Annotated in this window: 16 protein-coding genes; 6 read left to right on the top strand and 10 right to left on the bottom strand. The window is 69.9% G+C overall.

Translation table 11 applies throughout. The features are described from left to right. The first annotated feature begins 28 nt into the window (after positions 1 to 28). Positions 29 to 2,275, top strand: a complete 2,247-nt coding sequence (locus VPH43_RS15705) for an EAL domain-containing protein (protein ID WP_328578658.1) — start codon at positions 29 to 31, stop codon at positions 2,273 to 2,275. Between the two features lie 7 nt (positions 2,276 to 2,282). Here the strand turns inward: VPH43_RS15705 and VPH43_RS15700 are convergent, their stop codons facing one another. Next, on the bottom strand, positions 2,283 to 3,281 hold the full coding sequence (locus tag VPH43_RS15700) for a tripartite tricarboxylate transporter substrate binding protein (protein WP_328578657.1): 999 nt from the start codon (positions 3,279 to 3,281) through the stop codon (positions 2,283 to 2,285). A 113-nt stretch (positions 3,282 to 3,394) separates the two neighbouring features. On the opposite strand from VPH43_RS15700, the gene VPH43_RS15695 reads away from it, so the two are divergent. Further along, positions 3,395 to 5,074 (top strand): ATP-binding protein, encoded by a 1,680-nt coding sequence (locus tag VPH43_RS15695; RefSeq protein ID WP_328578656.1) that lies wholly within the window; start codon positions 3,395 to 3,397, stop codon positions 5,072 to 5,074. A gap of 27 nt (positions 5,075 to 5,101) precedes the next feature. Here VPH43_RS15695 and VPH43_RS15690 read toward each other — a convergent pair whose 3' ends face one another. The 4 genes from VPH43_RS15690 to VPH43_RS15675 all read right to left on the bottom strand — a co-directional run bounded on the left by VPH43_RS15690 (position 5,102) and on the right by VPH43_RS15675 (position 9,924). After that, on the bottom strand, positions 5,102 to 7,126 hold the full coding sequence (locus VPH43_RS15690; RefSeq protein WP_328578655.1) for a GGDEF domain-containing protein: 2,025 nt from the start codon (positions 7,124 to 7,126) through the stop codon (positions 5,102 to 5,104). Then, positions 7,123 to 9,180 (bottom strand): GGDEF domain-containing protein, encoded by a 2,058-nt coding sequence (locus tag VPH43_RS15685; protein ID WP_328578654.1) that lies wholly within the window; start codon positions 9,178 to 9,180, stop codon positions 7,123 to 7,125. The genes VPH43_RS15690 and VPH43_RS15685 overlap by 4 nt, the downstream gene beginning before the upstream one ends. Positions 9,181 to 9,561: 381 nt before the next feature. Further along, on the bottom strand, positions 9,562 to 9,720 hold the full coding sequence (locus VPH43_RS15680; RefSeq protein WP_328578653.1) for a hypothetical protein: 159 nt from the start codon (positions 9,718 to 9,720) through the stop codon (positions 9,562 to 9,564). Between the two features lie 12 nt (positions 9,721 to 9,732). Continuing rightward, positions 9,733 to 9,924 carry a hypothetical protein gene (locus tag VPH43_RS15675; RefSeq protein WP_328578652.1) on the bottom strand — a complete coding sequence of 64 codons (192 nt, stop codon included), beginning with the start codon at positions 9,922 to 9,924 and terminating at the stop codon, positions 9,733 to 9,735. A gap of 258 nt (positions 9,925 to 10,182) precedes the next feature. On the opposite strand from VPH43_RS15675, the gene VPH43_RS15670 reads away from it, so the two are divergent. Next, a complete protein-coding gene (locus VPH43_RS15670; RefSeq protein ID WP_328578651.1) occupies positions 10,183 to 12,213 on the top strand; it encodes a GGDEF domain-containing protein in 2,031 nt (676 codons plus the stop codon). A 27-nt stretch (positions 12,214 to 12,240) separates the two neighbouring features. Here VPH43_RS15670 and VPH43_RS15665 read toward each other — a convergent pair whose 3' ends face one another. The 5 genes from VPH43_RS15665 to VPH43_RS15645 form a co-directional block, all read right to left on the bottom strand. After that, on the bottom strand, positions 12,241 to 13,170 hold the full coding sequence (locus VPH43_RS15665) for an alpha/beta hydrolase (protein WP_328578650.1): 930 nt from the start codon (positions 13,168 to 13,170) through the stop codon (positions 12,241 to 12,243). 184 nt (positions 13,171 to 13,354) lie between these two features. Then, on the bottom strand, positions 13,355 to 14,008 hold the full coding sequence (locus tag VPH43_RS15660) for a TetR/AcrR family transcriptional regulator (RefSeq protein WP_328578649.1): 654 nt from the start codon (positions 14,006 to 14,008) through the stop codon (positions 13,355 to 13,357). 111 nt (positions 14,009 to 14,119) lie between these two features. Next, complete coding sequence (locus tag VPH43_RS15655) at positions 14,120 to 15,796, bottom strand: ABC transporter ATP-binding protein (RefSeq protein ID WP_328578648.1); 1,677 nt, start codon at positions 15,794 to 15,796, stop codon at positions 14,120 to 14,122. A 2-nt stretch (positions 15,797 to 15,798) separates the two neighbouring features. Continuing rightward, positions 15,799 to 16,857, bottom strand: coding sequence for an ABC transporter permease (locus tag VPH43_RS15650; protein WP_328578647.1), 1,059 nt, complete (start codon positions 16,855 to 16,857; stop codon positions 15,799 to 15,801). Then, a complete protein-coding gene (locus tag VPH43_RS15645) occupies positions 16,854 to 17,792 on the bottom strand; it encodes an ABC transporter permease (RefSeq protein ID WP_328578646.1) in 939 nt (312 codons plus the stop codon). Before VPH43_RS15645 ends, VPH43_RS15650 begins: the two co-directional genes overlap by 4 nt. Positions 17,793 to 18,049: 257 nt before the next feature. On the opposite strand from VPH43_RS15645, the gene VPH43_RS15640 reads away from it, so the two are divergent. The 3 genes from VPH43_RS15640 to VPH43_RS15630 are packed head-to-tail and all read left to right on the top strand — an operon-like array spanning position 18,050 to position 23,513. Further along, positions 18,050 to 19,870, top strand: coding sequence for an ABC transporter substrate-binding protein (locus tag VPH43_RS15640; RefSeq protein WP_328578645.1), 1,821 nt, complete (start codon positions 18,050 to 18,052; stop codon positions 19,868 to 19,870). Further along, positions 19,867 to 21,678 (top strand): ABC transporter substrate-binding protein, encoded by a 1,812-nt coding sequence (locus VPH43_RS15635; protein WP_328578644.1) that lies wholly within the window; start codon positions 19,867 to 19,869, stop codon positions 21,676 to 21,678. Before VPH43_RS15640 ends, VPH43_RS15635 begins: the two co-directional genes overlap by 4 nt. Then, entirely contained in the window at positions 21,675 to 23,513 is a 1,839-nt protein-coding gene (locus VPH43_RS15630; protein WP_328578643.1) for an ABC transporter substrate-binding protein, read from the top strand. The genes VPH43_RS15635 and VPH43_RS15630 overlap by 4 nt, the downstream gene beginning before the upstream one ends. Positions 23,514 to 23,540 lie beyond the last annotated feature (27 nt).

The raw sequence follows: 23,540 nt of genomic DNA, 5'->3' as shown, positions 1-23,540 counted from the left end.
CCGGCTCCCGCATACTGGCCGGCCCACCATGCACATCGCCCCACCGCTTTCCACCGACAGCGCGCGGCTGGCGACCGATTCGCTGCTGCGGCTGTGCAAGCGCCTGGAGCGGGCCTGGACCCTGGCCCACATGCTGGACGCGCTGCAGCAGGAGTTCCAGCTCGTGTTCGGCTACCGCTCGGTGTGGTTCGGCCTGCTCAACGACAGCCAGCGCAGCTACAACATCGTCACCCTGGTGGCCGAGGCGGCCGATCCCAGCATCAACGAGCTGACCGACGTGCCGATCGAGGGCGACGCGATGATGGAGGAGATCGTTGCGGCCGACCACGTGGTGGTGGTGGCCGACGCCCGCACCGATCCGCGCACCAACAAGCAGATCGTCAAGGCGCTGGGCAACCGCACCATCATCAACGTGCCGCTGTTCCTGGCCGACCAGCGTGTGGGCACGATGGGCCTGGGCACCTTCAACGAAGAGGGCGTGCGCGAGCCGGCGCCCTGGCAGATCGACTACCTCAATGCGGTGGCCGGCCATGTCGCGGTGGCGCTGGACCGGGTGCGCTTCATGCGCGCGCGGCGCGAGGCTGAAGCGGCGCTGTTCCACGAGAAGGAGCGCCTGCAGGTCACGCTCAATTCGATCGGCGATGCGGTCGTGACCACCGGCGCCGACGGCCTCATCGACTATGTGAACCCGGTGGCCGAGGCGCTCAGCGGCTGGCCGCTGGCCGAAGCCGTGGGCCGGCCGCTGCCCGATGTGGTGACGCTGTTCGACGAACAGGGCGCGCAGCCCCTGCCCTTGTCGCCCGCGGATGCCAGCGTGGGCGGCGCCGCCCGCTTCGGCGCGCTGCGCCAGCGCGACGGCCGCTTCGCCACCATCGAACACAGCCTGGCACCCATCCGCGACGCGCAGGGCGAGCCGCAAGGGCTGGTGCTGGTCTTCCGCGACGTGACCGAGCAGCGCCGGCTGGCGCAGGAGATCGCGCGCCAGGCCACGCAGGACGAACTCACCGGGCTGCCGAACCGGCGCAGCTTCGAGCGTGCGCTGCGCGAGGCCATCGCCCATGCGCACGAGCACGCCGCCCGCCATGTGCTGCTGTACCTGGACCTGGACGAGTTCAAGGTGGTCAACGACACCTGCGGCCATGCCGCCGGCGACGAGCTGCTGCGCCAGCTCGCCCACCGCCTGCTGGCGCACCTGCCCGACGGCAGCATGCTGTCGCGCCTGGGCGGCGACGAGTTCGGCCTGCTGCTGCGGGACCTGGCGCTGCCGGATGCCGCGCTGCACGCCGATGCCCTGCAGCAGCTGGTCAACGACTACCGCTTCATCTGGGGCGAGCGCAGCTTCCGCATCGGGGTGAGCATCGGCCTGGCGGGGATCGACGCTTTCAGCGCCAGCGTGGACGCGCTGCTGCAGGCGGCCGACGGGGCCTGCTACATGGCCAAGGACAGCGGCCGCAACCGCATCCAGGTGTACGACCCCAACGACCATGAGCTGGCGCGCCGCTATGGCGCGATGCAATGGGTGAGCCGCATCGAGAGCGCGCTCGACGAGAACCGGTTCTGCCTCTACGCACAGCGCATCGAGGCCCTGCAGCCGGGCCTGCCGCGCCAGGGCCTGTACGTGGAGCTGCTGCTGCGCCTGATCGACGAGCATGGCGAGATGGCGCCGCCCGCGGCCTTCATGCCGGCGGTGGAGCGTTACCACCTGGCGAGCCGCGTGGACCGCTGGGTCATCGAACACGCCCTGCGCTGGCTGCAGCGCCAGCCCGCCGGGGCGGTGGGCTGCTGCTCGATCAACCTGTCGGGCCACAGCATCGGCGATCCGGCGCTGCTGGGCCATGTGGAGCAACTGCTGGACCGCCATGCGGTGGCGCCGGGCCTGCTGTGCTTCGAGGTCACCGAAACCGCCGCGATCACGCACCTGGCCACGGCGCAGCAGTTCATCGCGCGGCTGCGCGAACGCGGCTGCCGTTTTGCGCTGGACGACTTCGGCAGCGGGCTGGCATCGTTTGCCTACCTCAAGCGCCTGCCGGTGGACGTGCTCAAGATCGACGGCCTGTTCGTGCGCGGCATCGCCGGCGATGCGGTCAACCGCGAGATGGTGAAGTCGATCCACCAGATCGGCTGCCTGATGGGCTTGCAGACGGTGGCCGAGTTCGCCGAGGATGCCGCTGACGTGCAGGTGCTGCGCGAGCTGGGCGTGCACTACGCCCAGGGTTATGCGGTCGCGGCGCCCGAGCCGCTGGACGGGCTGGCCGCCACGCGCCCGCCCGGCTGAGCAGGCCTCAGTCCACCTTGGCGCCGGAGGTCTTGACCACCTGCGCCCACTTCTTCGTTTCGGCCGCGATGTGGCGCGCGAATTCCGTGCTGGTCATGCCGCTCGGGATGGCGCCCTGGGCCAGCAGGCGCTCCTTCAGCGCGGGCGCGCCCAGCGCCTTGGCGGTCTCCTGCTGCAGCCGGGTCACCACGTCCATCGGCGTGCCGGCAGGGGCCAGCAGGCCGAACCAGGAGCTGGCTTCGTAGCCCTTGAGCGCGGGCCCGCCGGCTTCGGCCACGGTGGGCAGGTCCGGCACGGCCTGCGAGCGGCTGGCGCTGGTGACGGCCAGCGCAGTGAGCCGGCCGGCCTTGATCTGCGGCAGCGCCGAGGGCAGGTTGTCGAACATCAGGTCGGTGCTGCCGCCCACCAGGTCCATCAGCGCGGGGCCGGAGCCGCGGTACGGGAAGTGCACCATGTACGTGCCGGTCATGCTCTTGAACAGCTCGCCGGCCAGGTGGATGGAGGTGCCGTTGCCGCTGGAGGCCATGTTGAGCTGACCCGGGTGCGCCTTGGCGTAGCGGATCAGGTCCGGCACGCTGTGGACGCCGTACTGCTGCGCCTTGGCCGGGTTCATCACCAGCACGTTGGGCACGCCGGCCACCAGGGTCACCGGCACAAAATCCTTCACCGGGTCGTAAGGCAGCCTGGGGTACAGCGAGGCATTGATGCCATGCGTGCCCACGGTGCCCATCAGCAGGGTGTGGCCGTCGGGTGCGGCCTTGGCCACGTCTGCGGCACCCACGTTGCCGCCCGCGCCGGGCTTGTTGTCCACGATGAAAGGCTGGCCGAACACCCGCTGCAGCTCGGGCGCCAGCGCGCGGGCCAGGATGTCGGTGGTGCCACCGGCGGCAAACGGCACCACGATGCGCACCGGCTTGGTGGGCCAGGAGGCCTGCGCGTGGGCCAGCGCAGGCAGCAGGGCGGATGCGGCAAAGGCCAAGCAGGCGCGGCGACGGAGAACGGTCATCGGCAACTCCTTCACAAGGGCTCGTTGGCCCAGTGTGCAGCACGCCGCACCGGCGCGGTATCGATGACAGCCCGGCTGCCCGCCGCGCGGCTTCTGTGACACGATGCGGGCACATGACCGATTCCGTGCACCCTGGCCTGCCCGACCTGGGCGTGGTCATCACCCGGCTGCAGGCGCAGTACATCCGCGGCGTGGAGCCTCGGCAGGTCTTCGACGGGCTGCTGCCCGAGCTGCTGGCGCTCACCGGTAGCGAATACGGCTTCATCGCCGAGGTGTGGCGCGAGCCCTCCGGCCAGCCCTACCTCAAGGTCTTCACGCTCACCAACATCGCCTGGGACGATGCCACGCGCGCGCTCTTCGAGGCGCAGAAGGATTCGGGCATCGAGTTCCGCAACATGAACACGCTGTTCGGTGCGGCCGTGCTCGGCGGCGAGCCGGTGATCGCCAACGAGCCGGCCACCGACCCGCGGCGCGGCGGGCTGCCGCCCGGCCATCCCCCGATGCGCGCCTTTCTCGGCATGCCGTTGCACCAGGGCGGCGTGCTGGTCGGCCTGGTGGGGCTGGCCAACCGCCCGGGCGGATATGACCAGGCGCTCATCACCCACCTGCAGGCGCTGTTTGCCACGGTGGGCTCCATCATGGGCCAGGTGCAGGTGGAGCGCGAGCGCCGCCGCACCGAGCAGGCGCTGCGCGACAGCGAGGCGCTGTACCGCGCCACCTTCGACCGGGCGCCGCTGGGTTTTGCGCAGGTGGATCTCGAAGGGCGGTTCCTGGAGGTGAACCAGCGCCAGTGCCAGATCCTCGGGCGGCCGGCGCACGAGCTGCGCGGCCTGCGCTTCCACGAGATCACCCATCCGGACGACCTGGCGGCCGACGTGCAGCGCCTGCAGGCCCTGCTGGACGGCGAGGTGACGGACTACGCACTGGACAAGCGCTACCTGCGGCCGGACGGCAGCACGGTGTGGACGCGCTTGACCGTGGCGCTGCTGCGCCATGCCGACGGCAGCCCGCACAAGATCGTCTCCACGCTGGAAGACGTGAGCGAGCGCCGCCAGCTGGAGCATGCCCGCGTGGCGGCCCAGGCGGCCGAGCGCGCCAACCGGGCCAAGACCGAGTTCCTCTCGCGCATGAGCCATGAGCTGCGCACGCCGCTCAACGCGGTGCTGGGCTTCGCGCAGCTGTTGCGCATGAATCCGGGCGAACCGCTGGCGCCGCGCCAGCAAGAGCATGTGGTGCACATCGAGCGCGCCGGCCAGCACCTGCTGGGCATGATCAACGACGTGCTGGACCTGGCGCGCATCGAGCAAGGTGCGCTCGCCGTGCACATGGAGTCGCTGGCGCTGGCGCCGGTGGTGGACGATGCCTTCGCGCTGCTGCAGACGGCGGCGCGCGACGCCGGCGTGGCCCTGTGCTGCGACGAGGGCGACCCGGCGGCGCAACTGTGGGCCGACGGCCTGCGCCTGCGCCAGGTGCTGGTGAACCTGCTGTCCAACGCGGTGAAGTACAACCACCGCGGTGGCGAAGCCGCGGTGGCCTGGTGCGTGGAAGGCCCGCACCTGCGCATCAGCGTGCGTGACACCGGGCCCGGCCTCACGCCGGCGCAACGAGAGCATCTGTTCGAGCCCTTCAACCGCCTGGGCGCCGAGCGCAGCCGGGTCGAGGGCAGCGGCATCGGCCTGGTGGTGACGCGCCGGCTGGTGGACCTGATGGGTGGCCGCATCGAGGTGAACAGCACGCCGGGCCAGGGTTCGCGCTTTTCGGTCCTGCTGCTGCGCGAGGCGCCGCGCGGCTGAGCGCTTGCCGCTCGAGCGCCGAGGCGCTCAGGGCCCTTCGGTCACGTGCAGCACCACCGTGCCTTCGGTCCAGGCGCGCTCGAAGTCCTGTTCCACCGCGCGCATCGCGTCCACATCGTCGGCACGCACCGACACGATGCCCACCGCCCGGTTGCGGCCCAGGCTCTTGGCGGTGTAGAGCGCCATGTCGATGAAGTTCACCGCCTGCTCCCAGGTCAGGCGCAGGCCCGAAGGCGCGAGCGGGAAGTGCGCCTGGCCGATCGACACGGTGACGCGCAGCGCCTGCGGGCCGCTGCAGGCCACGGGCTCGGCCGCCACTGTCCGCAGCAGGCGTTCGGCAAAGGCCTCCAGCGCGTCGGGTTCGAGTGCGGGTGCGAACACCAGGAACTCCTCCCCGCCCCAGCGCACCAGCACATCCTCGCTGCGCACCGCGTCCGCCAGGCGGCGCGCCACTTCCACCAGCACCTCGTCGCCGGCGGCATGGCCGTGCCGGTCGTTGACATGCTTGAAGTGGTCGATGTCCACCAGCAGCAGCGAGCCCTCGAACGCCTGGTGCGCGCCGCGCTGGCGCATCACGTCCTGGAAGTAGCGCCGGTTCGCCAGCCCGGTGAGCGCATCGCGCTCGCTCTGCACCCGCAGGCGGGCGTGGCTGTGTTCGAGCTGGCGCTGGGTTTCGCGCACCCGCAGGTACAGCAGCACGGCAAAGGCCGTGGCGGCCACCAGCGTGGCTGCGAGCAGGGTCCATACACGCTGCAGCAGCGCCCGGTTGCCGATGCGGGCGGTCTTGAGCGCGTTGTCGCGCTCCAGCAGCTCGATGCTGCGCTGCTTGGCCTCGCGTTCGTAGCGGGCCTGCAGCTCGCGCACCGCGCTGTCGCGGTTGCGCGCCATGATGTCGGCCGCCAGCTTGCGCTCGCGGTGGTAGAGCTCCAGCGCGCCGCTCAGGTCCCCCGCGTTGGCCAGGGCGCTGCCGAACTCGCGCAGCACGGTGGCCTGGTCCGCCTCGCCGCTGGATTCCCACAAGGTGAGCATGTGCTCGAAGTCCTTCTTCGCGCCCGCGAGCTGCCCCAGGCCCAGCCGCGCCAGGCTGGCGTTGTGCAGCAGCGTGCGCTCGGCCAGCACCTGGCCATAGCGGCGCACCGTGGGCAGCGCCCGCTCCACCGCGCGCAGCGCGCGTTGCGGCTGGCCGGCGTTGACGTAGTCGTCGCTGAGGTTGGTGAGGAACAGCGCTTCGAGCCGCGGAGAACCCGCCTCCCGCGCCAGGCGGGCGCCTTCTTCGGAGGCCTCGCGCGCGGCAGCCGCGTCGCCGCGGCGGCCCAGCACCCGCGCCTCGCTCAGCTTCAGCCGGGCTGTCAGGTCGGATGCCCCCTGCAGGCGCGCCATGCGGTTGGCCTGCTGGATCAGCCGGCTGGCAGCGTCGAACTCACCGGCGCTCGCATGGGCGCTGGCCAGCAAGGCCAGGCTCCAGGCCTCCCGGTAGAGATCCTGCGCATCGTGTGCCAGCGCGGCCGCGGCCTGCCAGATCTGGCGCTGGTTGACCTGGATGCCCTGCGCCGTGGCGCGCGAGGCCAGCACCTGCATGGCGCGCCAGCGTGCACGGTGGTCGCAATCCACCCGCGGTGCCGCCGCCACCTTGCCGCAGAGCTGCTCGTAGTGCACCAGCGCGGTCTGCGCATGTTCGGCCGCGCGCCCGAGGCGGCCGCCGTTTTCGTCCACCACCGCCCGCACCAGCTCGGCGTCGGCGCCGGCCATGGGGTCGGAATGGGCCTGCTGGAGCGCGTCCAGCCGCTGGGCGCTGGCCAGCGCGGCCGGTTCGCGGCCGCTGCGCGCCTCCACCAGCCCGCGCGCCAGCCACCAGGCCCGCTCCGCATTCGGGTCGGCCGCCGCCTGCGGCAGCAGGGCTTGCAGCGTGGCCAGGGCGGCGTCGGGCCGGTCGTAGCCCAGCTGCACCTGCTGGTCCAGCTGTTCCTGCCAGCTGCGGATGGACGTGGCCGCCGCCGCGCCGCCGGCCCAGGCCAGCACCAGCAGCAGCGCCTGCCCCAGCACGCGCTTCATGCGGCCACCTCCTGCGCGGAAGGCGGGCCCTGCAGCAGCGTGAGCGCCACCCGGCCTTCGCGCCAGGATTGCTCCAGCGTCTTGACGATGGGTACCACCTCGCTCTCGGTCGCGGCATGCAGCAGCCGGATGCCATAGGCCCGGTTGCGGCCATGGGCCTTGGCCAGGTACATCGCGGTGTCCACCAGCTCGATCGCCCGTTCCCACGACAGCGCCACGCCCGCGGGCTCCAGCGGGAAGGTGGCAAAACCGACGGACGCGGTGACATCCAGCCGGCTGTTCACGCACTGCATCGGCTCGGCGGCCACCGCGGCGAGCAGGCGCTGCGCCAGCCCTTCCACCTGCTCGGGCGACAAGGCCTGCACGACCACCAGGAACTCCTCGCCGCCCCAGCGCACGATCAGGTCTTCCTCGCGCAGCGTGGCACGCAGGCGGCGCGCCGTTTCCACCAGCACCGCATCGCCCGCGGCATGGCCATGCTCGTCGTTGATGCGCTTGAAGTGGTCCAGGTCCAGCAGGTAGATGGTGCCGGCCAGGCGGCCGTCGGCGGCCAGGGCCACCAGCGCCTGCTGGAAATGGCGGCGGTTGGCCAGGCCGGTGAGCGGGTCACGTTCGCTTTGCACCTTCAGCAGCTCGTTGGTGCTGGCCAGCAGCTGGTTGGCGCGCCGGCCGCGCTGCACCAGCAGCACGATCACGCCCAGCACCAGCAGCGCCAGGGCGGCGCCCGTGGCCCACAGGCGCTGGTGCAGCTCACGCTCGAGCAGCTGCTCCTCTTTCAGCCGGCTCTCGCGGTTGAGCAGGTCGATGTCGCGGTTGCGGCGCTCGTTGTCGTAGCTCTCCTGCATCTCCACGATCGCCTGCTGCTGCTCCTGCCGGAACACCTCGTCGGCCAGGCGCCGGTGCTGGCGGTAAGCCTCCAGCGCGTCTTTCAGCTCGCCGGCCTTTTCCAGGTAGGTGCCGAGCTCGGCGTACGTGTCGGCCATGCTGGTGACCGCGCCGATGCGCTCCTCGATCGCCAGCGCCGCCTGCACTGCCTTCAGGCCCTCGGCCTTGCGATGCAGGGAGATCAGCGCCAGGCCGATGTTGGTGAGCGCCAGGCTTTCGGAGCTGCGGTTCTTCACCTCGCGCGCCAGCGGCAGGGCCTGTTCCGACATCTGCAGCGCCACCTCGTACTGGCCGCGCTTGAGGTAGTAGTCGGCGATGTTGGCCAGGCCCAGGATCTCGTCGCGCTTGGCACCCGCGCGGCGGGCGTGCTCGATCGCCGAGCGCAGCGCAGCCAGTTCGGCGGGGTCGTCCTTTCCCTCACCCCCCAGCAAGATGGCTTGCGTCGTCATCGCGCCAGCCATTGCCACCGAGTCGCCAGCCTGCTCGGCCAGCGACACCGCCTCCTGGTTGAGCGCGCGCGCACGGTCCTTCTGGCGCGCCTCGTACAGGGTGTAGGCCAGGGTGCTGCGCACTTCGCTGCGCAGCCAGGGCTCGCCGGACGCGTCGGCCAGCTGCAGCGCCTGCAGATGCAGCCGCACCGAGTCGTCGAGCCGGCCGGTGCGCTCCTTCACGTCGCCGGCCAGCAGCAGGTAGGGCACGCGCTGCAGCGGCGGCGTGTTGTCCGGCAGGCGGTGCAGCGCCTCGCTCATCAGGCGCTCGGCCCGGTTGACCGTGCCGGTGTGGTACGCCAGCTTGGCGCGCACCAGGCCGGCCCCGGCCTCGGCGCGGGCACGCCAGGCGGGCAGCTCTTGCGCCAGCTGCTCCAGCTGGGCCGCCACACGCTCGCCGCCGTCGGTGTCGTTCATCACCGCGCGCAGCAGGCCGAGCTGCTCCAGCGCGGTGATGCGCTGGGGCGCTTGGGGCGGCAGGCGCCCCAGCAGGGTCACCAGGGCGGCCGCCGCGGCCTCCGGCTGGGCGCGGCCGTGGTGGCGCAGGACGGCGAGCTGCTGGTCCGCCTCCTGCGGGGTGAGCGCGCTCGCCGGCATGGCCAGGCACAGCAGCAGCACGACAACGCCCCAGGTGCGCGCCGCGCCGCGTACTGCCCCGCGGGACGAAAGCGCGCCGATCATGGCCCGAGGTATCGACCGCTCGCTGGGCGACTTGAGCGAGCGCTCACCCGACGCGGGCGCACGAACGCGCCGGCATGGCGGTCGCACGGCGGCGCTGCATGGCGTGCGCCATGCGTTCCGGGGTCAGGTTCATCGGCACCCTCCAGCATGCGTGGCCACCGCGACGGGTGGCCTGTACTGGCTGCGCCGGCGATGCGGTACAGCCCGCGGGCAGTTTAGGCGGCCTGGGCGGCCGCGCTGGCGCCGGCTTGGGCGCAGCAGCAGGGCAAGCGTGAAAAAAGAGGGGGAGCGGGACGGGAGATCCAGGGAGCTCGCTCTCAACACCCCTGGCGCCCGCTCCCCCTGGACGTCAACCGGGGTCGACGCCTGCGCGCGATCGGGTCAGCCGCGCCGAAACTCGAAGGACAGCTGTTGCGGCGTGCGGCTGGACTGCAGCACGCGCGTGGGGCGCGCCGGCGGCGCGCTGGGCAGGGCTGCCGGGGCCGGGCGCGTGGTGCCCAGGGTGGTCACGGGCACCGGCTTGAGAACTTTGCTCCACATGATGAACTCTCGCTAGCGGGGAACGATGGAATCGGACACCAAGGGCATGGCGGCACGGCGCAACCAGCCGGTGAGCGCGCTGCCGGTGGGCAGCCGGTTGCTTTCGGCCGCATGCGACAGGCGCAGCAGCGACGATGCAGCACCGTTGCTGCGCAAACCGGCCGCTCTGAGCCGCGGCTTGGACATCGATTGTTTCTGGGCCATGACGCTTGCGCACTCCTCGAAAGCCCGGCACTCGAACCACATGGAGCGCGCGGGTGCGCATTCCTGCGCAGCTTTCGTGCCAATGGCCGTGGCGTGACCTTGTTCACGCGCGGCTGGCAACAAGGCGTAGCAACGACCAAACGCGTTCGTCACCGCTGGTGTAGCGGTAGCGTGGGGTTACAACGCTGACGGGAATGATCCACGCCATCGGTGCTGTCGACCGACCGGCCGCCTGCCGATAAGGCTGGCATGAAACGGATGACTGCGCTCTTCGCGTGCTGGGCTGCACTGGCCTGCATGCAGCCGGCCTGGGCGGGCGACACCGCCCGCGCGCTGCTCGAGGAGTTTCGCGACCACGGGTTTTCCTCGCCCCGTGTGGCCTTGCAGCGCCTGCGGGCCACCCCGGCGCCGGCCGCCGACGCGCCGCTGGACCTGCGCTGGCGTTACCAGGCGGCCGTGGCCTGGCACGCGCTGCGGCTGCGGGAGGACACGCTCGCCGCGGCGGCGCTGGCCGAGCTGGGCCGCATGGCAGCGCAGGAGCGCTGCGAGCCCTGCCGCGTGGAACTGCTGTTGCGGCGTGAGCAGGCGGCCGAGCTGGCGAACGACACCGCGCAGCTTCGGCAGCTGCTGCAGCAGATCGCTGCGATGCCCTTGTCGGCTGACCCGCAGCTGGCTTTCGAGCAGCTGTCCGCCCAGGCCTCCGGCAACGACGTGCTGGGTGAGTACGACGCGGCGATCGCTGCGGCCGTCCGGGCCAGCGAGCTGGCGGTGCGCGAGCGCCGCCCGGCCGACCAGGCCACGATGTTCAACCTGCTGGTGCGCAGCAATGCCGGCCGCCGCGATTTGCAGCGCGCGGTGGCGCTGGCCGGCGAGGGCTATGCGCTGGCCAGGCAGATCGGCTTCACCTACATGATGGTGATGCTGCGGGCCAACGAGGCCTACGCCCGCGCCACCTTGAAAGAGGGCGAACCGCGCCGCGCCCCGCTGCACGAGATCCTGCGGCTGGCGCGCTCGACCACCGGGCTGGAGCACGTGGAGCTCAACACGCTGATCAACCTGGCCGCCTTCCACAACGACGTGCACGAATACGACAAGGCAGTGCACTGGGCGGAGCAGGCGCAGGCGCTGGCGCTGAAGCGGCATGACGAGGATTCGCGGGCCTTTGCCATCGTCAACCGCGGCGTGGCGCTGGTGCACCTGGGTCAGGCCGACGCCGGGGTGGCGATGGTGCGCGAAGGTGTGGCGATCACCGAAAAGCTCGGCCTGAAGCTGGAGGTGGCAGATCTGCAGGCCCAGCTGGTCGATGCGCTGGAGGCCGCCGGCCGCCCGCGCGAGGCGCTCGTCGCCTTGCGGCGGCAGGTGGCGCTCAGCCAGGAGCTCACGCGCACCCAGCGCGACAAGGACGTACTGAGCCTGCAGGAGCGCTTTTCCGCCGAACGCAAGACCCGCGAGATCGAGCGCCTGCAGCTGGAAAACGCGCGCCGCGCGGCCGAGCTGGCAGCCACCACCTCACAACAGCGCCTGTGGGCCGCCACCGCCGTGGCGCTGACCCTGGGCGCCTTGATGCTGGCGCAATGGTTGGGCCGGGCGCGCCAGCGCGCCCGCGCGCTGGAGGTGGACAACGCCAAGCTGAGCGAGCAGTCCAGCCACGACCCGCTCACCGGCGCCTACAACCGGCGCTACTGCGATCAGCTGATGCTGCGGCACACGCAGCGCCTGCAGGCGCGCGGTGCGATGGACGCCCAGGCCGGCGTCGGGCTGATGCTGGTGGACGTGGACTTCTTCAAGGGGGTGAACGACACCCATGGCCATGCGGCCGGTGACCAGGTTTTGGTGGAGGTGGCGCGGCGGCTGCAGGGCCTGCTGCGCGAGCAGGATGCCGTGGTGCGCTGGGGCGGCGAGGAGTTCGTGCTCGTGCTGCCGGCCACGCCGCGCGAAGCGCTGCCGGTGGTGGCCGAGCGGGTGCTGGGGGCGATTGCCACCGAGCCGGTGTTCCTGGCGGGCGGGCAGCCCCTGGGGGTGCAGGTGTCGGGCGGTTGCGTCGCCTGGCCGATGTTTGCCGGCCAGCCCTGGGAGGATGCGCTGCACCTGGCCGACCTGGCGCTCTACCAGTCCAAGGCCGGCGGACGCAACCGGGCCACTTGCCTGATGGCGGTGGCCGAGCGGGCGCAGCTGGAGCGGGTGCGCAGCGACCTGGCCGCCGCGCGGGATGCGGGTGAGGTGGTGTTGCAGACGGTGGCGGGGCCGGCCGCGCTGCCGCAGCATCCGGCCACATTGGCCGCAGCCTGAGCCACCCGCCGGGGCGCCGTGGGCGGCTCAGCGCGCGCGCAGGTGCGACACCACCGCGGCCGCGACGGCGCCATCGCCCAGGATGCGCCGATGGCCCAGCGCCTCCGTCTGCTGCAGGCGTGCGCGCGGCAGCGCCTGCAGCAGGCTTTGCGCCGCCGCCAGCGGGGCGATGCGGTCGTCGCGGTCGTGCAGCAGCAAGGTGGGCTGGTGTACATGCTGGCCCAGCCAGGCCGGCTCGAACTGCTCCAGCGGCACGCCCTCACGTTGCTGCACCAGCTCCTTCATGCGTCGGGCCTGGCCCGAGCCCAGGCCGAAGCTGTGCATGAAACCGTGCATGAATGCGGCGGGCGGGATCGGCGGGGCGATCAGCACCAGGCGCTCGGCGGCCAGCCCGCGCCCTACGGCGTGGGCGGCCGCCAGCGCGCCCAGCGAATGCGCCACCAGACCGTGCAGCCGCCCCACCCGGGCCTGCACCGCGAACAGCGCGCGCACGAACTGCGGCAGCGTGCTGCGCCAGCCGTCACTGCGGCCGTGCGCCGGAAAGTCCAACAGCAGCGGATCGAAACCATCGGCGGCCAGCGCATCGCCCAGCGCCCGCAGCTGCATCGCATCACCGGCCCAGCCGTGCACCAGCAGCACCCGCGGGCGCTCGGCGGGCCGGTCCACGTAGGCGTTGGCGGTGGCGGCCGGGGCGTGGCGCCAGAGCACCATCGTGCCGCCTTCGAAGGGCAGGCGCTCGGGCCGCCAGGCGGCCGGCACCGGCTTGGCGCGGGCGGCCAGCTTGGAGGGCAGCGGCGTGAAGAACAGGCGCATCCCCAGGCGCAGCGCCAGCGCCGGCGACAGCTGGTTGGCCGCCCGCATGCCGCGGCCCATCCAGCGCGCGATGCGGCTGCCGGCATAAAAGGCGTCGATCTGGGCGGTCACCGGCCGCACGGCGGGGTTGGAAGCGGTGTCCATCGCGTCACACCAGGTTGAAGTCGGAATTGCGCCGCGGCACGGCGCGCCACAGGCGCCACACCAGCCAGGCGCTGCGCAGGGCGCCCACCAGCGCCAGGAGGATCAGCAAGATCAACATCGTCTTTCCCTTCGTCGCACGATCGTGCGAAATTGAGGACAACAAAACGCCGGGGGCTTGTAGCCCTCAGCGCGTGGCAGGGCTCCTGGTCGAGGGGCCGGGTTCCAAGGAGACGCCGGGCGCGAGGTGGCTGCTCGCCAGCCGCTGCCAGGCCGTCCAGGTGCGTTCGGCCGCACGCGGCTCGCGCAGGAAACGCGCGTCGTGCATCAGGCCGACAAACAAGGCATCCATCTCGAACACCAGCTGCTCGGCGTCGGTGTCCGCGCACAGGTGGCCGGCGTCGATGGCCTGGATGACGGTGCGCTTGAGCGAACTGCGCCAGCGCCGGATGCCGTCTTCCAGCAGCTCGCGCACCGGGCCTTCGCGGCTGTCGTATTCGAAGGCGCCCTTGCAGTAGATGCAGCCTTGCGACGCTTCGACGTCGCGCACGCGCTGCAGCCACAGCCGCATGATGGCGTTCAGCCGCGGCAGGCCGCGCGGCTCGCGCAGGGCGGGCACCAGCACGTCGCTGAGGAAGCGCCGGTCGTATTCCTCCAGCACCGCCTTCTGCAGGGCCTCGCGCGACCCCACGCGGGAGAACACGCCGCTCTTGGACAGGTTCAGACGCTTGGCCACCTCGCCGATCGTCAGGCTTTCCAGCCCTTCGGCGGCGGCCATGCGCAGCGCCGTGTCGAGGATCGCAGCCAGCGTGAGCCCGCTGCGTTCAGTCTTGGTCTCCATGGGGCACAATCTAGCACGATCGTGCGAAATCGCAATTGCCCCACAGTACCGAGGGGTTCAAGGCCGGGGGGGCGCTGCCACCCGGCCGGCGGAAAGGGCTGGGCGGCGCGCTCAGGCCGGTGCGGGCTGCCAGCCGCGCGGCACGGCGCCCAGCAGGCGCTTGGTGTAGTCCTGCTGCGGTGCGCGCAGGATCTGCTCGGCGCTCGCCTGCTCCACCACCTCCCCGTCCTTCATCACCAGCACCTCGTCGGAAATGAAGCGCACGACCGCGAGGTCGTGGCTGATGAACACATAGGACAGGCCGAGTTCGTCCTGCAGGTCCTTCAGCAGGTTGAGCACCTGCGCCTGCACCGACACATCCAGCGCCGACACCGCTTCGTCCAGCACCAGCACCTCGGGGTTGAGCGTCAGGCAGCGCGCGATCGCAATGCGCTGGCGCTGGCCACCGGAAAACTCGTGCGGGTACTTGCCGAAGGCGGTGCCGTCCAGGCCCACTTTTTCCAGCAGGGCGCGGGCGCGCTGCTCGCGCTCGGAGGTGTTGGCGCCGATGCCGTGGATGGCCATGGGCTCCACCAGCGTCTCGCCGATGGTGAAGCGCGGGTTGAGCGAGGCATACGGGTTCTGGAACACGATCTGGATGCGCCGGCGCATCAGCTGGCGCTCGCGATCGGAGAGCTTGAGCAGGTTCTTGCCCTCGAACAGCACCTCGCCGCCAGTGGGCTCGTGCAGGCGCAGCAAGGTCAGGCCCATCGTCGTCTTGCCGGAACCCGACTCGCCCACCACGCCGAGCGTGTGGCCCTTGCGCAGCTGGAAGTTCACGTTCTGCACCGCCTTGAACTCCCGCTTGCCGAACAAGCCCTCCTTGAGCCAGAAGGACTTGGCGAGCGAACTCACAGACAGCACCACCGGCGCATTCGGGTCCTTGCGCGTGTGCTCGGTGCGCGCGGCGCGGCCGGCGATGTGGTCGTCGATCACCATCAGGCGGGCCGGGTTCTCGGTGAGGCTGGGCCGGCAGGCCAGCAGGGCCTGGGTGTAGGCATCCTTCGGGGCGCTGAAGATCTGGCCCACGGGGCCCTGCTCGCGCACGATGCCATGGCGCATCACCACCACCTGGTCGGCGATCTCACCCACCACGCCGAGGTCATGGCTGATGAACAGCACGCTCATGCGATGACGCTGCTGCAGCTTGGCCAGCAACTCCAGGATCTGGCGCTGGATGGTCACGTCCAGCGCGGTGGTGGGTTCGTCGGCGATCAGCAGCTTGGGCTCGCAAGCCAGCGCCATGGCGATCATCACGCGCTGCTGCTGGCCGCCGGAGAGCTCATGCGGAAACGCGTTCAGCCGGCGCTTGGGCTCCGGCATGCCCACCTCGTTGAGCAGGCTTTCGGCCTTGGCGAGCGCCTCCTTCGGCTTCATGCCCAGGTGGCGCATCAGCGGTTCGCACAGCTGGTTGCCGACGGTGAACACCGGGTTCAGCGAACTCATCGGGTCCTGGAACACGCAGGCGATGTCGCGCCCGCGCAGCGCCTGCAGCTCGGGCAGGGAGGCGTGCAGCAGATCCCGCTCCTGGTAGAGGATGCGGCCGCTGCGCTCCGCGTTGTCGGGCAGCAGGTTGAGGATGGACATCGCGGTCACGCTCTTGCCCGAGCCCGACTCGCCCACCAGGGCGAGGGTGCTGTTTTCGGGGATGTCGAACGAGATGCCCTTGACGGCCTCGGCGCGTTGCACCACGCCGTCGACCTTGCCCATGCGAAAGGCGACCCGCAGGTCTTGGAGGCTCAGCAACATCGTTACTCCAGGCCGCGCAGCTTTGGATCCAGCGCGTCGCGCAGCGCGTCAGTCATCATCGAGAAGGCTGTGATGAACACCGCCATGAACAGCGTGGCAGACACCAGCTGCCACCAGTGGCCGAGGATCAGCTCGGGCTGCGCTTCAGCCAGCATCGTGCCCCAGGACACATCGTCCACGCTCACACCCAGCCCGAGGTAGGACAGGATCACCTCGTACTTGATGAAGCCCACCACCAGCAGCGACATGCGCACGAAGATCACGTGGCTGACGTTGGGCAGGATGTGGCGGAACATGCGTGACGACACGCTGGCGCCGATGGCTTCGGCGGCGCGCACATACTCGCGCGACGAGTGCTTGAGGAACTCTGCGCGCACCTGGCGGTACAGCCCGGTCCAGCCCACCAGCGACAGGATGATCGCCACCGAGCCCACGCCGCGGCCGAAGATGGCCGCGAACGCCAGGATCAGCAGCACGTCCGGGATCGCGGTGAACACGTTGTAGACCCATTCGATGAAGTCGCCGATGCGCCCACCGAAAAAGCCCGCCAGTGCGCCCAGCACGGTGCCGATCACGGCGGCGAACAGCGCGCCGATCAGGCCCACGAACACGGAGGTCTGAGTGCCCTTGATCGTCTTGGTGAGCACGTCGCGGCCCAGACGGTCCCCGCCGAAAGGCAAAGTCTGCGCGCGCGGTGCTTCCTCGGTCTTGTACTGCTTCGCGCGTTCGGCCCACTCGGCGTAGCGTGGCGCCAGCGGGTCGATGTCCGACAGGTCCACGTTCGGCCCCTTTGGACTCTCGATCACGCTGGCAGCTTCCTGCTTGGACGGGCCCATGAAGGTCGGCGGCGCACTTGGCACACCTTTTTCCACCTGCCAGTCGCGCGCCACCAGGCGGGCGGACGTGAGCACGATCAGCAGGATGAAGGCCGCCACGATGGCCATCGCCAGCATGCCCACGCGGTCGGTGCGCAGGCGGCGCCAGGCCGCGTGCCAGACGCCTTCGGAGCGTTGCGCCGCCGGGGCCGGCGCGGGCATCTTGTTGTCCAGGACTGCGCTCATTTGAGGACCACCCGCGGATCGACCAGCTTGTAGAGGATGTCGACGCCCAGGTTGATGAGCATCGTCAGCAGGGCCAGGTACACGGTGGTGGCCTGGATCACCGGATAGTCGCTGCGGTTGACCGCCAGGATCACCTCGCGGCCCAGGCCGGGGATCGAGAAGAACACCTCGATCAGGAAGGAGCCGACGAAGATGCCCGGCAGCGCCAGCCCCAGGTTGGTGAGGATCGGGATCATCGCGTTGCGCAGCACGTGCTTGAACAGCACGGTCTTCTCCGTCAGGCCCTTGGCGCGCGCGGTGCGCACGTAGTCCTGGCCGAGCTCGTCGAGGAAGAAGCTGCGGTACAGCCGGGTCTGCGGCGCCAGGCCGACGGCCAGCGCCAGGATCACGGGCAGCGGCACGTACACCGCGAGGTTGGTCCACAGGCTGTCGCTCCAGCCCTGCACCGGGAACCAGCCGAGCTGGAAGCCGAACAGGTATTGCCCGACGATGATGTAGACCAGGAAGGAGATCGACAGCGCCACGGTGGCGCCCACCATGATGGCGCGGTCACTGAAGGAGCCGCGGCGGTAGGCCACCCACATGGCCACCGGCAGCGCGAGCAGGGTGTCCAGAATCAGGATGGGCAGCATCACCGTCAGCGTGGCCGGCAGCCGGGTCGCGAAGATGTTGCTCACCGCTTCATTGGTGGCCCAGCTGCGGCCCCAGTTCAGCGTGGCCACCTGCTTGAGGTAGATGCCCAGCTGCACATACCAGGGCTGGTCGAGGCCGAGCTGCTGGCGGATCGCTTCGATCTGCGCCGCAGTGGCGTTCTGCCCGCCAAGGATCACGGCCGGGTCTTCGCCGAAGAAGTAGAACAGCACGTACACCAGCAGCACGGCGCCCAGCAGGGTGGGCACCATTTGCAGCAGGCGCCGTATCAGGTAGGCGGCCATGAATCGTCGCTCCAGGGAACCGGCGGCCGCTTGTGGCGGCGCTCGTGGTCGTCAAAATTCGGGATGCGCGAGTGTAGGCCGAGCAAACGCCGGTTGCCCTGGCGGTTTGTCCTGCGTTGGTTCGGGTTTTCCATGGGAATGGCGCCGAAACACAAGCTGAGCCGTGGCCGGGCCGCTAGACTTCGCCGCCTGTGTCGACCCCGCCCGGCTCAGGCCCGCCGCCCACCCGGCCGCCACGCCCTCCGGGCTTGAACACCATGAAGCGTTCCTTCCTGCTGGCGTTGGCCACAAGCCTGCTGCTGGCCATGCCGCCATCGCGTGCGCAATCGCCAACCGCGCCGGTGAAGGTGCTGCGCTACGCGTTCCGCGTGGCGGAGACGGGCTTCGATCCGGCGCAGACCACCGACCTGTACTCCAGCATCCTCGAAGCCAACATCTTCGATGCGCCGCTGGAGTTCGAGTTCCTGGCCTCGCCCACGCGGGTGCGGCCCAACACCGCGGCCGCCATGCCCGAGGTGTCCGCCGATTTCCGCACCTTCACCTTCAAGCTGCAGCGGGGCATCTATTTCGCTGACGACCCGGCCTTCGAAGGCCGGCGCCGCGAGCTGGTGGCGGCTGACTACGTGTACAGCATCAAGCGCCACTACGACCCGCGCTGGAAGAGCGGCCGGCTGTACTGGCTGGAGGGCAACAAGCTGCTGGGCCTGAGCGAGCTGCGCCAGCAGGCGCTCAAGACGCGCCAGCCCTTCGACTACGACCGGGAGGTGGAAGGCGCCCGGGTGATCGACCGCTACACCTTCCAGGTGAAGCTGGCCGAGCCGAACCCTCGCTTCATCTACGTGATGGCCGATCCGTCCTTGGTGGGCGCGGTGGCGCGCGAGGTGGTGGAGCGTTATGGCGACCACATGATGGAGCACCCGGTGGGCACCGGTGCCTATCGCCTGGCCGAATGGCGGCGCAGCTCGCGCATCGTGCTGGAGCGCAACCCCGGCTACCGCGAGCGCTTCTACGACGAGCACCCGCCCGAGGGAGATACCCGGCTGCAGCAGGTGGCCGCGCAGTTCAAGGGCCGGCGCCTGCCGATGATCGACCGGGTGGAGGTGTCCATCATCGAGGAGAACCAGCCGCGCTGGCTGGCCTTCCTGAACCAGGAGCACGACATGGTGGAGATCGTGCCCAACGACTTCGTCACCAGCGCGATGCCCAACAACCGGCTGGCGCCCAACCTGGCCAAGCGTGGCATCCACATGGAGCGTTACCCGCGCGCGGATGTGTCGTACTCCTACTTCGCCATGGAGAACCCGGTGGTGGGTGGCTACACGCCGGACAAGATCGCGCTGCGGCGGGCGATCAGCCTGGCGGTGGACGTGGAACGTGAGATCCGCCTTGCGCGCCGCAGCCAGGCGATTCCCGCGCAGTCGATCGTCTCGCCGCTGGTGGCGGGCTACCAGCCGGCGTTCAAGTCGGAGATGAGCGACTTCAACCGCGGCCGCGCCAAGGCGCTGCTGGACCTGTACGGCTATGTGGACAAGGACGGTGACGGCTGGCGCGACCAGCCGGACGGCTCGCCGCTGGAGCTGGAATACGCCACCACCAACGACGGTGAGAACCGCCAGCTCGCCGACCTCTGGCAGAAGAACATGGCCGCCATTGGCGTGCGCATGCGCTTCAAGCTGGCGCAATGGCCCGAGCACCTGAAGGCCTCGCGCGCCGGCAAGCTGATGATGTGGGGCGTGGGCTGGTCGGCCAGCATCCCCGATGCGGAAGATTTCCTTTCGCTGGCCTATGGGCCGAACAAGGGCCAGTCGAATCACGCGCGCTTCGACCTGCCGGCCTACAACCAGCTCTTCGACCAGCTGCGCGTGCTGCCCGACGGCCCCGAGCGCCAGGCCGGCATCGACGAGGCCAAGCGCCTGCTGGTGGCCTACATGCCGTACAAGGTGCATGTGCACCGCGTGTTCACCGACATGACGCACGCCTGGGTCCAGGGCTACCACCGCAACGTGTTCGTGAAGGACTTCTGGCGCTACATCGACGTCGATACGGCGCAGCTCGCATCCCGGAGCCGACAGCGATGATCTGCCGCTTGCTCGCCGCCGCCCTGCTGGGCGCCGTGCTTTCGTTGGCGTCCGCCGTGGCCACCCCGGCGGCCGCCCAGGCGGCGACCGTGAAGACCCTGCGCTATGCGTTCCCCGCCGCGGAGACCGGCTTCGATCCGGTCGGTGTCACCGACATCTATTCGCGCACGGTGCTGGCGCATGTGTTCGATGCGCCCTACCGCTACGACTACCTCGCGCGGCCGTACAAGGTGGTGCCCAACACCGCGGCCGGCATGCCGGAGGCGTCGGCCGATTTCAAGACCTGGACCGTTCGTCTGCAACCGGGCATCTACTTCGCCGACGACCCGGCCTTCAAGGGCGTGCGGCGCGAGCTGGTCGCCCAGGACTACGTCTACACCTGGAAGCGCTACTTCGATCCGGCGAACAAGAGCTCCAGCTATGCCAGCTTCGCCGAAGAAGGTGTGCTGGGGCTGGAGGCGCTGCGTGAAGAGGCCCTGAGCACCCGCAAGCCCTTCGACTACGACCGGCCCGTCGAGGGCATCCGCGCGCTCGACCGCTACACCGTGCAGTTCAAGCTCGCGCATCCGCGCCCGCGCTTCCTGTACACCATCGCCGACTCCAGCCTGTACGGCGCCGTGGCGCGCGAAGTGGTGGAGTTCTATGGCGACAAGCTGGTGGAGCATCCGGTGGGCACCGGCCCGTTCCGGCTGCAGTCCTGGCGGCGCAGCTCGCAGATCGTGCTGGAACGCAACCCCGGCTACCGCGAGGTGCGCTACGACGGGCAGCCCGCGGCCGACGACCGCGAAGGCCAGGCGCTGCTGCGGCGCTTCAAGGGCCGGCGCCTGCCCATGGTGGACCGGGTGGACATCTCCATCATCGAGGAAAGCCAGCCTCGCTGGCTGGCCTTCCTCAACGGCGAGCTGGACCTGGTGGCAGTGCCGTTGGACTTCGCCACCACCGCGATCCCCGGCGGGAAACTGGCTCCCAACCTGGCGCGCAAGGGTCTGGCAATGCACCGGCTGCTGGCTGCCGACACCGTCTACCTCTACTTCAACATGGAGGATCCGGTGGTGGGCGGCTACACGCCGGAGAAGGTGGCGTTGCGGCGCGCGATCGGCCTGGCGTACGACGTGCAGCGGGAGATCCGCGACGTGCGCCGCGGCCAGGCCATCGTGGCGCAGTCGCCGGTCGTGCCGAATACCTTCGGGTACGACCCGCAGTTCAAGACCGAGAACAGCGACTTCGACCTCGCCCGTGCCAAGTCGCTGCTGGACCTGTACGGCTACGTCGACAAGGACGGCGACGGCTGGCGTGACCTGCCCGACGGCCAGCCCCTGGTGCTGCGCTACCCGACGCAGCCCAGCCAGATCGAACGTCAGTTTGCCGAGCTCTGGAAGAAGTGCATGGACGCGCTGGCTGTGCGCATGGTGTTCGAAACGGCGCAGTGGCCGGAGAATTACAAGAAGGCCCAGGCCGGCCAGCTGATGATGTGGCAACTCGGCGGCACCGCCTCCGCCCCCGACGTGCAGGATTCGATGCAGACGCTGTACGGGCCTGCCGCCGGCGGGCAGAACCTCGCGCGTCTGAAGCTGCCGGCCTATGACCAGCTCTACGAGCAGATCCTCGAGCTGCCCGACGGCCCGCAGCGTATGGCGCTCATCCGCGAGGCCAGCCGGCTGGTGATTGCCTTCGCGCCCAAGAAGTACAACGTGCACCGCATCATCACCGACCTGACGCAACCCCGGCTGCAGGGCTTTCGCCGCCCGCCGTTCGGCAATGTGTTCTGGCAGTACGTGGACATCCAACCTTCCAGGCAACCCTCATGAAACCCCTGTGCATCCGGCTGCTGGGCGTGCTGCTGCTCGCTTTTGCTTCCGCCGTTCCTGCCGCCGACTCGGCGGGCGCCCCGGCGCCCGAACGCAAGGTGCTGCGCGTGGCCTTCCGTGTCGCCGAGACCTCCTTCGATCCGGCCAAGATCAGCGACCTGTATTCGCGCAACATCACGCCGCACATCTTCGAGTCGCTCTACCGCTACGACCACCTCGCGCGGCCGATCAAGCTGCGCCCGCTGACCGCCGACGGCATGCCCGAACATTCGGCTGACTTCCGCGTCTGGACGGTGAAGCTCAAGCCCGGCATCTACTTCGCCGACGATCCGGCCTTCAAGGGCCAGCGGCGCGAGCTGGTGGCCGAGGACTACGTCTACTCCATCAAGCGCCTGGTGGACCCGGCCAACAAGAGCCCGGTGGGAGAGGACGTGCTGAACCAGACCATCCTTGGCCTGGACGCACTGCGCGAGGAGTCGCTGAAGCAACGCAAGCCCTTCGACTATGACCGGCCGATCGAGGGCATGAAGGCGATCGACCGGTACACCCTGCGCTTCAAGCTGGCGCAGCCCCGGCCTCGCTTCGGCTCGCAGTTGGCGCAGTCCGACCTGTGGGGCGCGGTGGCGCGCGAAGTGGTGGAGGCCTATGGCGAAGAGGTGGGCGCACATCCGGTGGGCACGGGGCCCTTCCGGTTGAAGCAGTGGCGCCGTTCGTCCTTGATCGTGCTGGAGCGAAACCCGAACTTCCGCGAGATGTATTACGACGCCGAGCCCGCGCCCGACGACGCCGAAGGCCAGGCGCTGCTGGCGCGGTTCAAAGGTCGGCGCATCCCCATGGTGGATGAGGTGCAGATTTCCATCATCGAGGAGGACCAGCCGCGCTGGCTGGCCTTCCTCAACGGCCAGACCGACATGATCGGCACCTATGCCGCGCCGCTGCCCAACGACTACGTGAACATCGCGGTGCCCGGCGGCAAGCTCGCACCCAATCTCGCCAAGCGTGGCATCGTGGCCAGGCGGGTGCTGAACTCGGACATCGGCATCGCCGTGTTCAACATGGACGACCCCGTGGTGGGCGGCTACACGCCTGACAAGGTGGCGTTGCGGCGCGCCATCTCGCTGGCCTACAACACCCCCGCGGAGATCCGTTTTGCGCGCAAGGGGCAGGGGGTGCCCGCGCAGTCCCGCCTGATGCCCAACACCAGCGGCTACGACCCCAAGTTCAAGAGCGAGGCGAGCGACTACGACCCGGGCCGCGCCAAGGCGCTGCTGGACCTGTACGGCTATGTCGACAAAAACGGCGACGGCTGGCGCGACCTGCCCGACGGCAGCCCGCTGGTGCTGCGCATGAACACCCAGCCCGACCAGCGCTCGCGGCTGCTCGACGAGCTGTGGAAGAAGAGCATGGGCGCGATCGGCGTGCGCATCGAGTTCCTCACCGCCAAGTGGCCGGAGAACTTGAAGACCGCGCAGGCCGGGCGCTTCATGATGTGGCAGCTGGCCTACAGCAGCGCCGGCGGCGACGGGCTCGATTCGCTGTCCAGCGTGTACAGCCCGCACACCGGGGCGCAGAACCTCGCGCGCTTCAAGCTGGCCGAGATGGACAAGCTCTACGACCGCATGAGCGAGCTGGAGGACGGCCCCGAGCGTGACGCGCTGTTCCTGCAGGCCAAGCGCCTGAGCGTGGCCTACATGCCGTACAAGCCCCTGCTGCACCGGATCGAAACGGACCTGGTGCACCCATGGGTCATCGGCTACCGGCGGCCGGTGTTCTGGAACGACTGGTGGCACATGGTGGACTTGGACACGGCCCTGCGGGCCAAGGCGGTGAAGTGAACACAGTGAATCATCGGCAGTGCCCCG

Source organism: Ideonella sp. BN130291 (assembly GCF_036231905.1).
GTDB lineage: Bacteria > Pseudomonadota > Gammaproteobacteria > Burkholderiales > Burkholderiaceae_C > CAMLIZ01.
This window is presented reverse-complemented; position numbering and strand designations above follow the sequence as displayed.

Coding starts and splice junctions, on each gene's coding strand:
- VPH43_RS15705 (WP_328578658.1), top strand. CDS start 29: ATGCACATCGCCCCACCGCTTTCCACCGACAGCGCGCGGCTGGCGACC.
- VPH43_RS15645 (WP_328578646.1), bottom strand. CDS start 17,792: ATGGCCGCCTACCTGATACGGCGCCTGCTGCAAATGGTGCCCACCCTG.
- VPH43_RS15695 (WP_328578656.1), top strand. CDS start 3,395: ATGACCGATTCCGTGCACCCTGGCCTGCCCGACCTGGGCGTGGTCATC.
- VPH43_RS15670 (WP_328578651.1), top strand. CDS start 10,183: ATGACTGCGCTCTTCGCGTGCTGGGCTGCACTGGCCTGCATGCAGCCG.
- VPH43_RS15685 (WP_328578654.1), bottom strand. CDS start 9,180: ATGATCGGCGCGCTTTCGTCCCGCGGGGCAGTACGCGGCGCGGCGCGC.
- VPH43_RS15655 (WP_328578648.1), bottom strand. CDS start 15,796: ATGTTGCTGAGCCTCCAAGACCTGCGGGTCGCCTTTCGCATGGGCAAG.
- VPH43_RS15700 (WP_328578657.1), bottom strand. CDS start 3,281: ATGACCGTTCTCCGTCGCCGCGCCTGCTTGGCCTTTGCCGCATCCGCC.
- VPH43_RS15650 (WP_328578647.1), bottom strand. CDS start 16,857: ATGAGCGCAGTCCTGGACAACAAGATGCCCGCGCCGGCCCCGGCGGCG.
- VPH43_RS15665 (WP_328578650.1), bottom strand. CDS start 13,170: ATGGACACCGCTTCCAACCCCGCCGTGCGGCCGGTGACCGCCCAGATC.
- VPH43_RS15640 (WP_328578645.1), top strand. CDS start 18,050: ATGAAGCGTTCCTTCCTGCTGGCGTTGGCCACAAGCCTGCTGCTGGCC.
- VPH43_RS15675 (WP_328578652.1), bottom strand. CDS start 9,924: ATGGCCCAGAAACAATCGATGTCCAAGCCGCGGCTCAGAGCGGCCGGT.
- VPH43_RS15680 (WP_328578653.1), bottom strand. CDS start 9,720: ATGTGGAGCAAAGTTCTCAAGCCGGTGCCCGTGACCACCCTGGGCACC.
- VPH43_RS15630 (WP_328578643.1), top strand. CDS start 21,675: ATGAAACCCCTGTGCATCCGGCTGCTGGGCGTGCTGCTGCTCGCTTTT.
- VPH43_RS15690 (WP_328578655.1), bottom strand. CDS start 7,126: ATGAAGCGCGTGCTGGGGCAGGCGCTGCTGCTGGTGCTGGCCTGGGCC.
- VPH43_RS15660 (WP_328578649.1), bottom strand. CDS start 14,008: ATGGAGACCAAGACTGAACGCAGCGGGCTCACGCTGGCTGCGATCCTC.
- VPH43_RS15635 (WP_328578644.1), top strand. CDS start 19,867: ATGATCTGCCGCTTGCTCGCCGCCGCCCTGCTGGGCGCCGTGCTTTCG.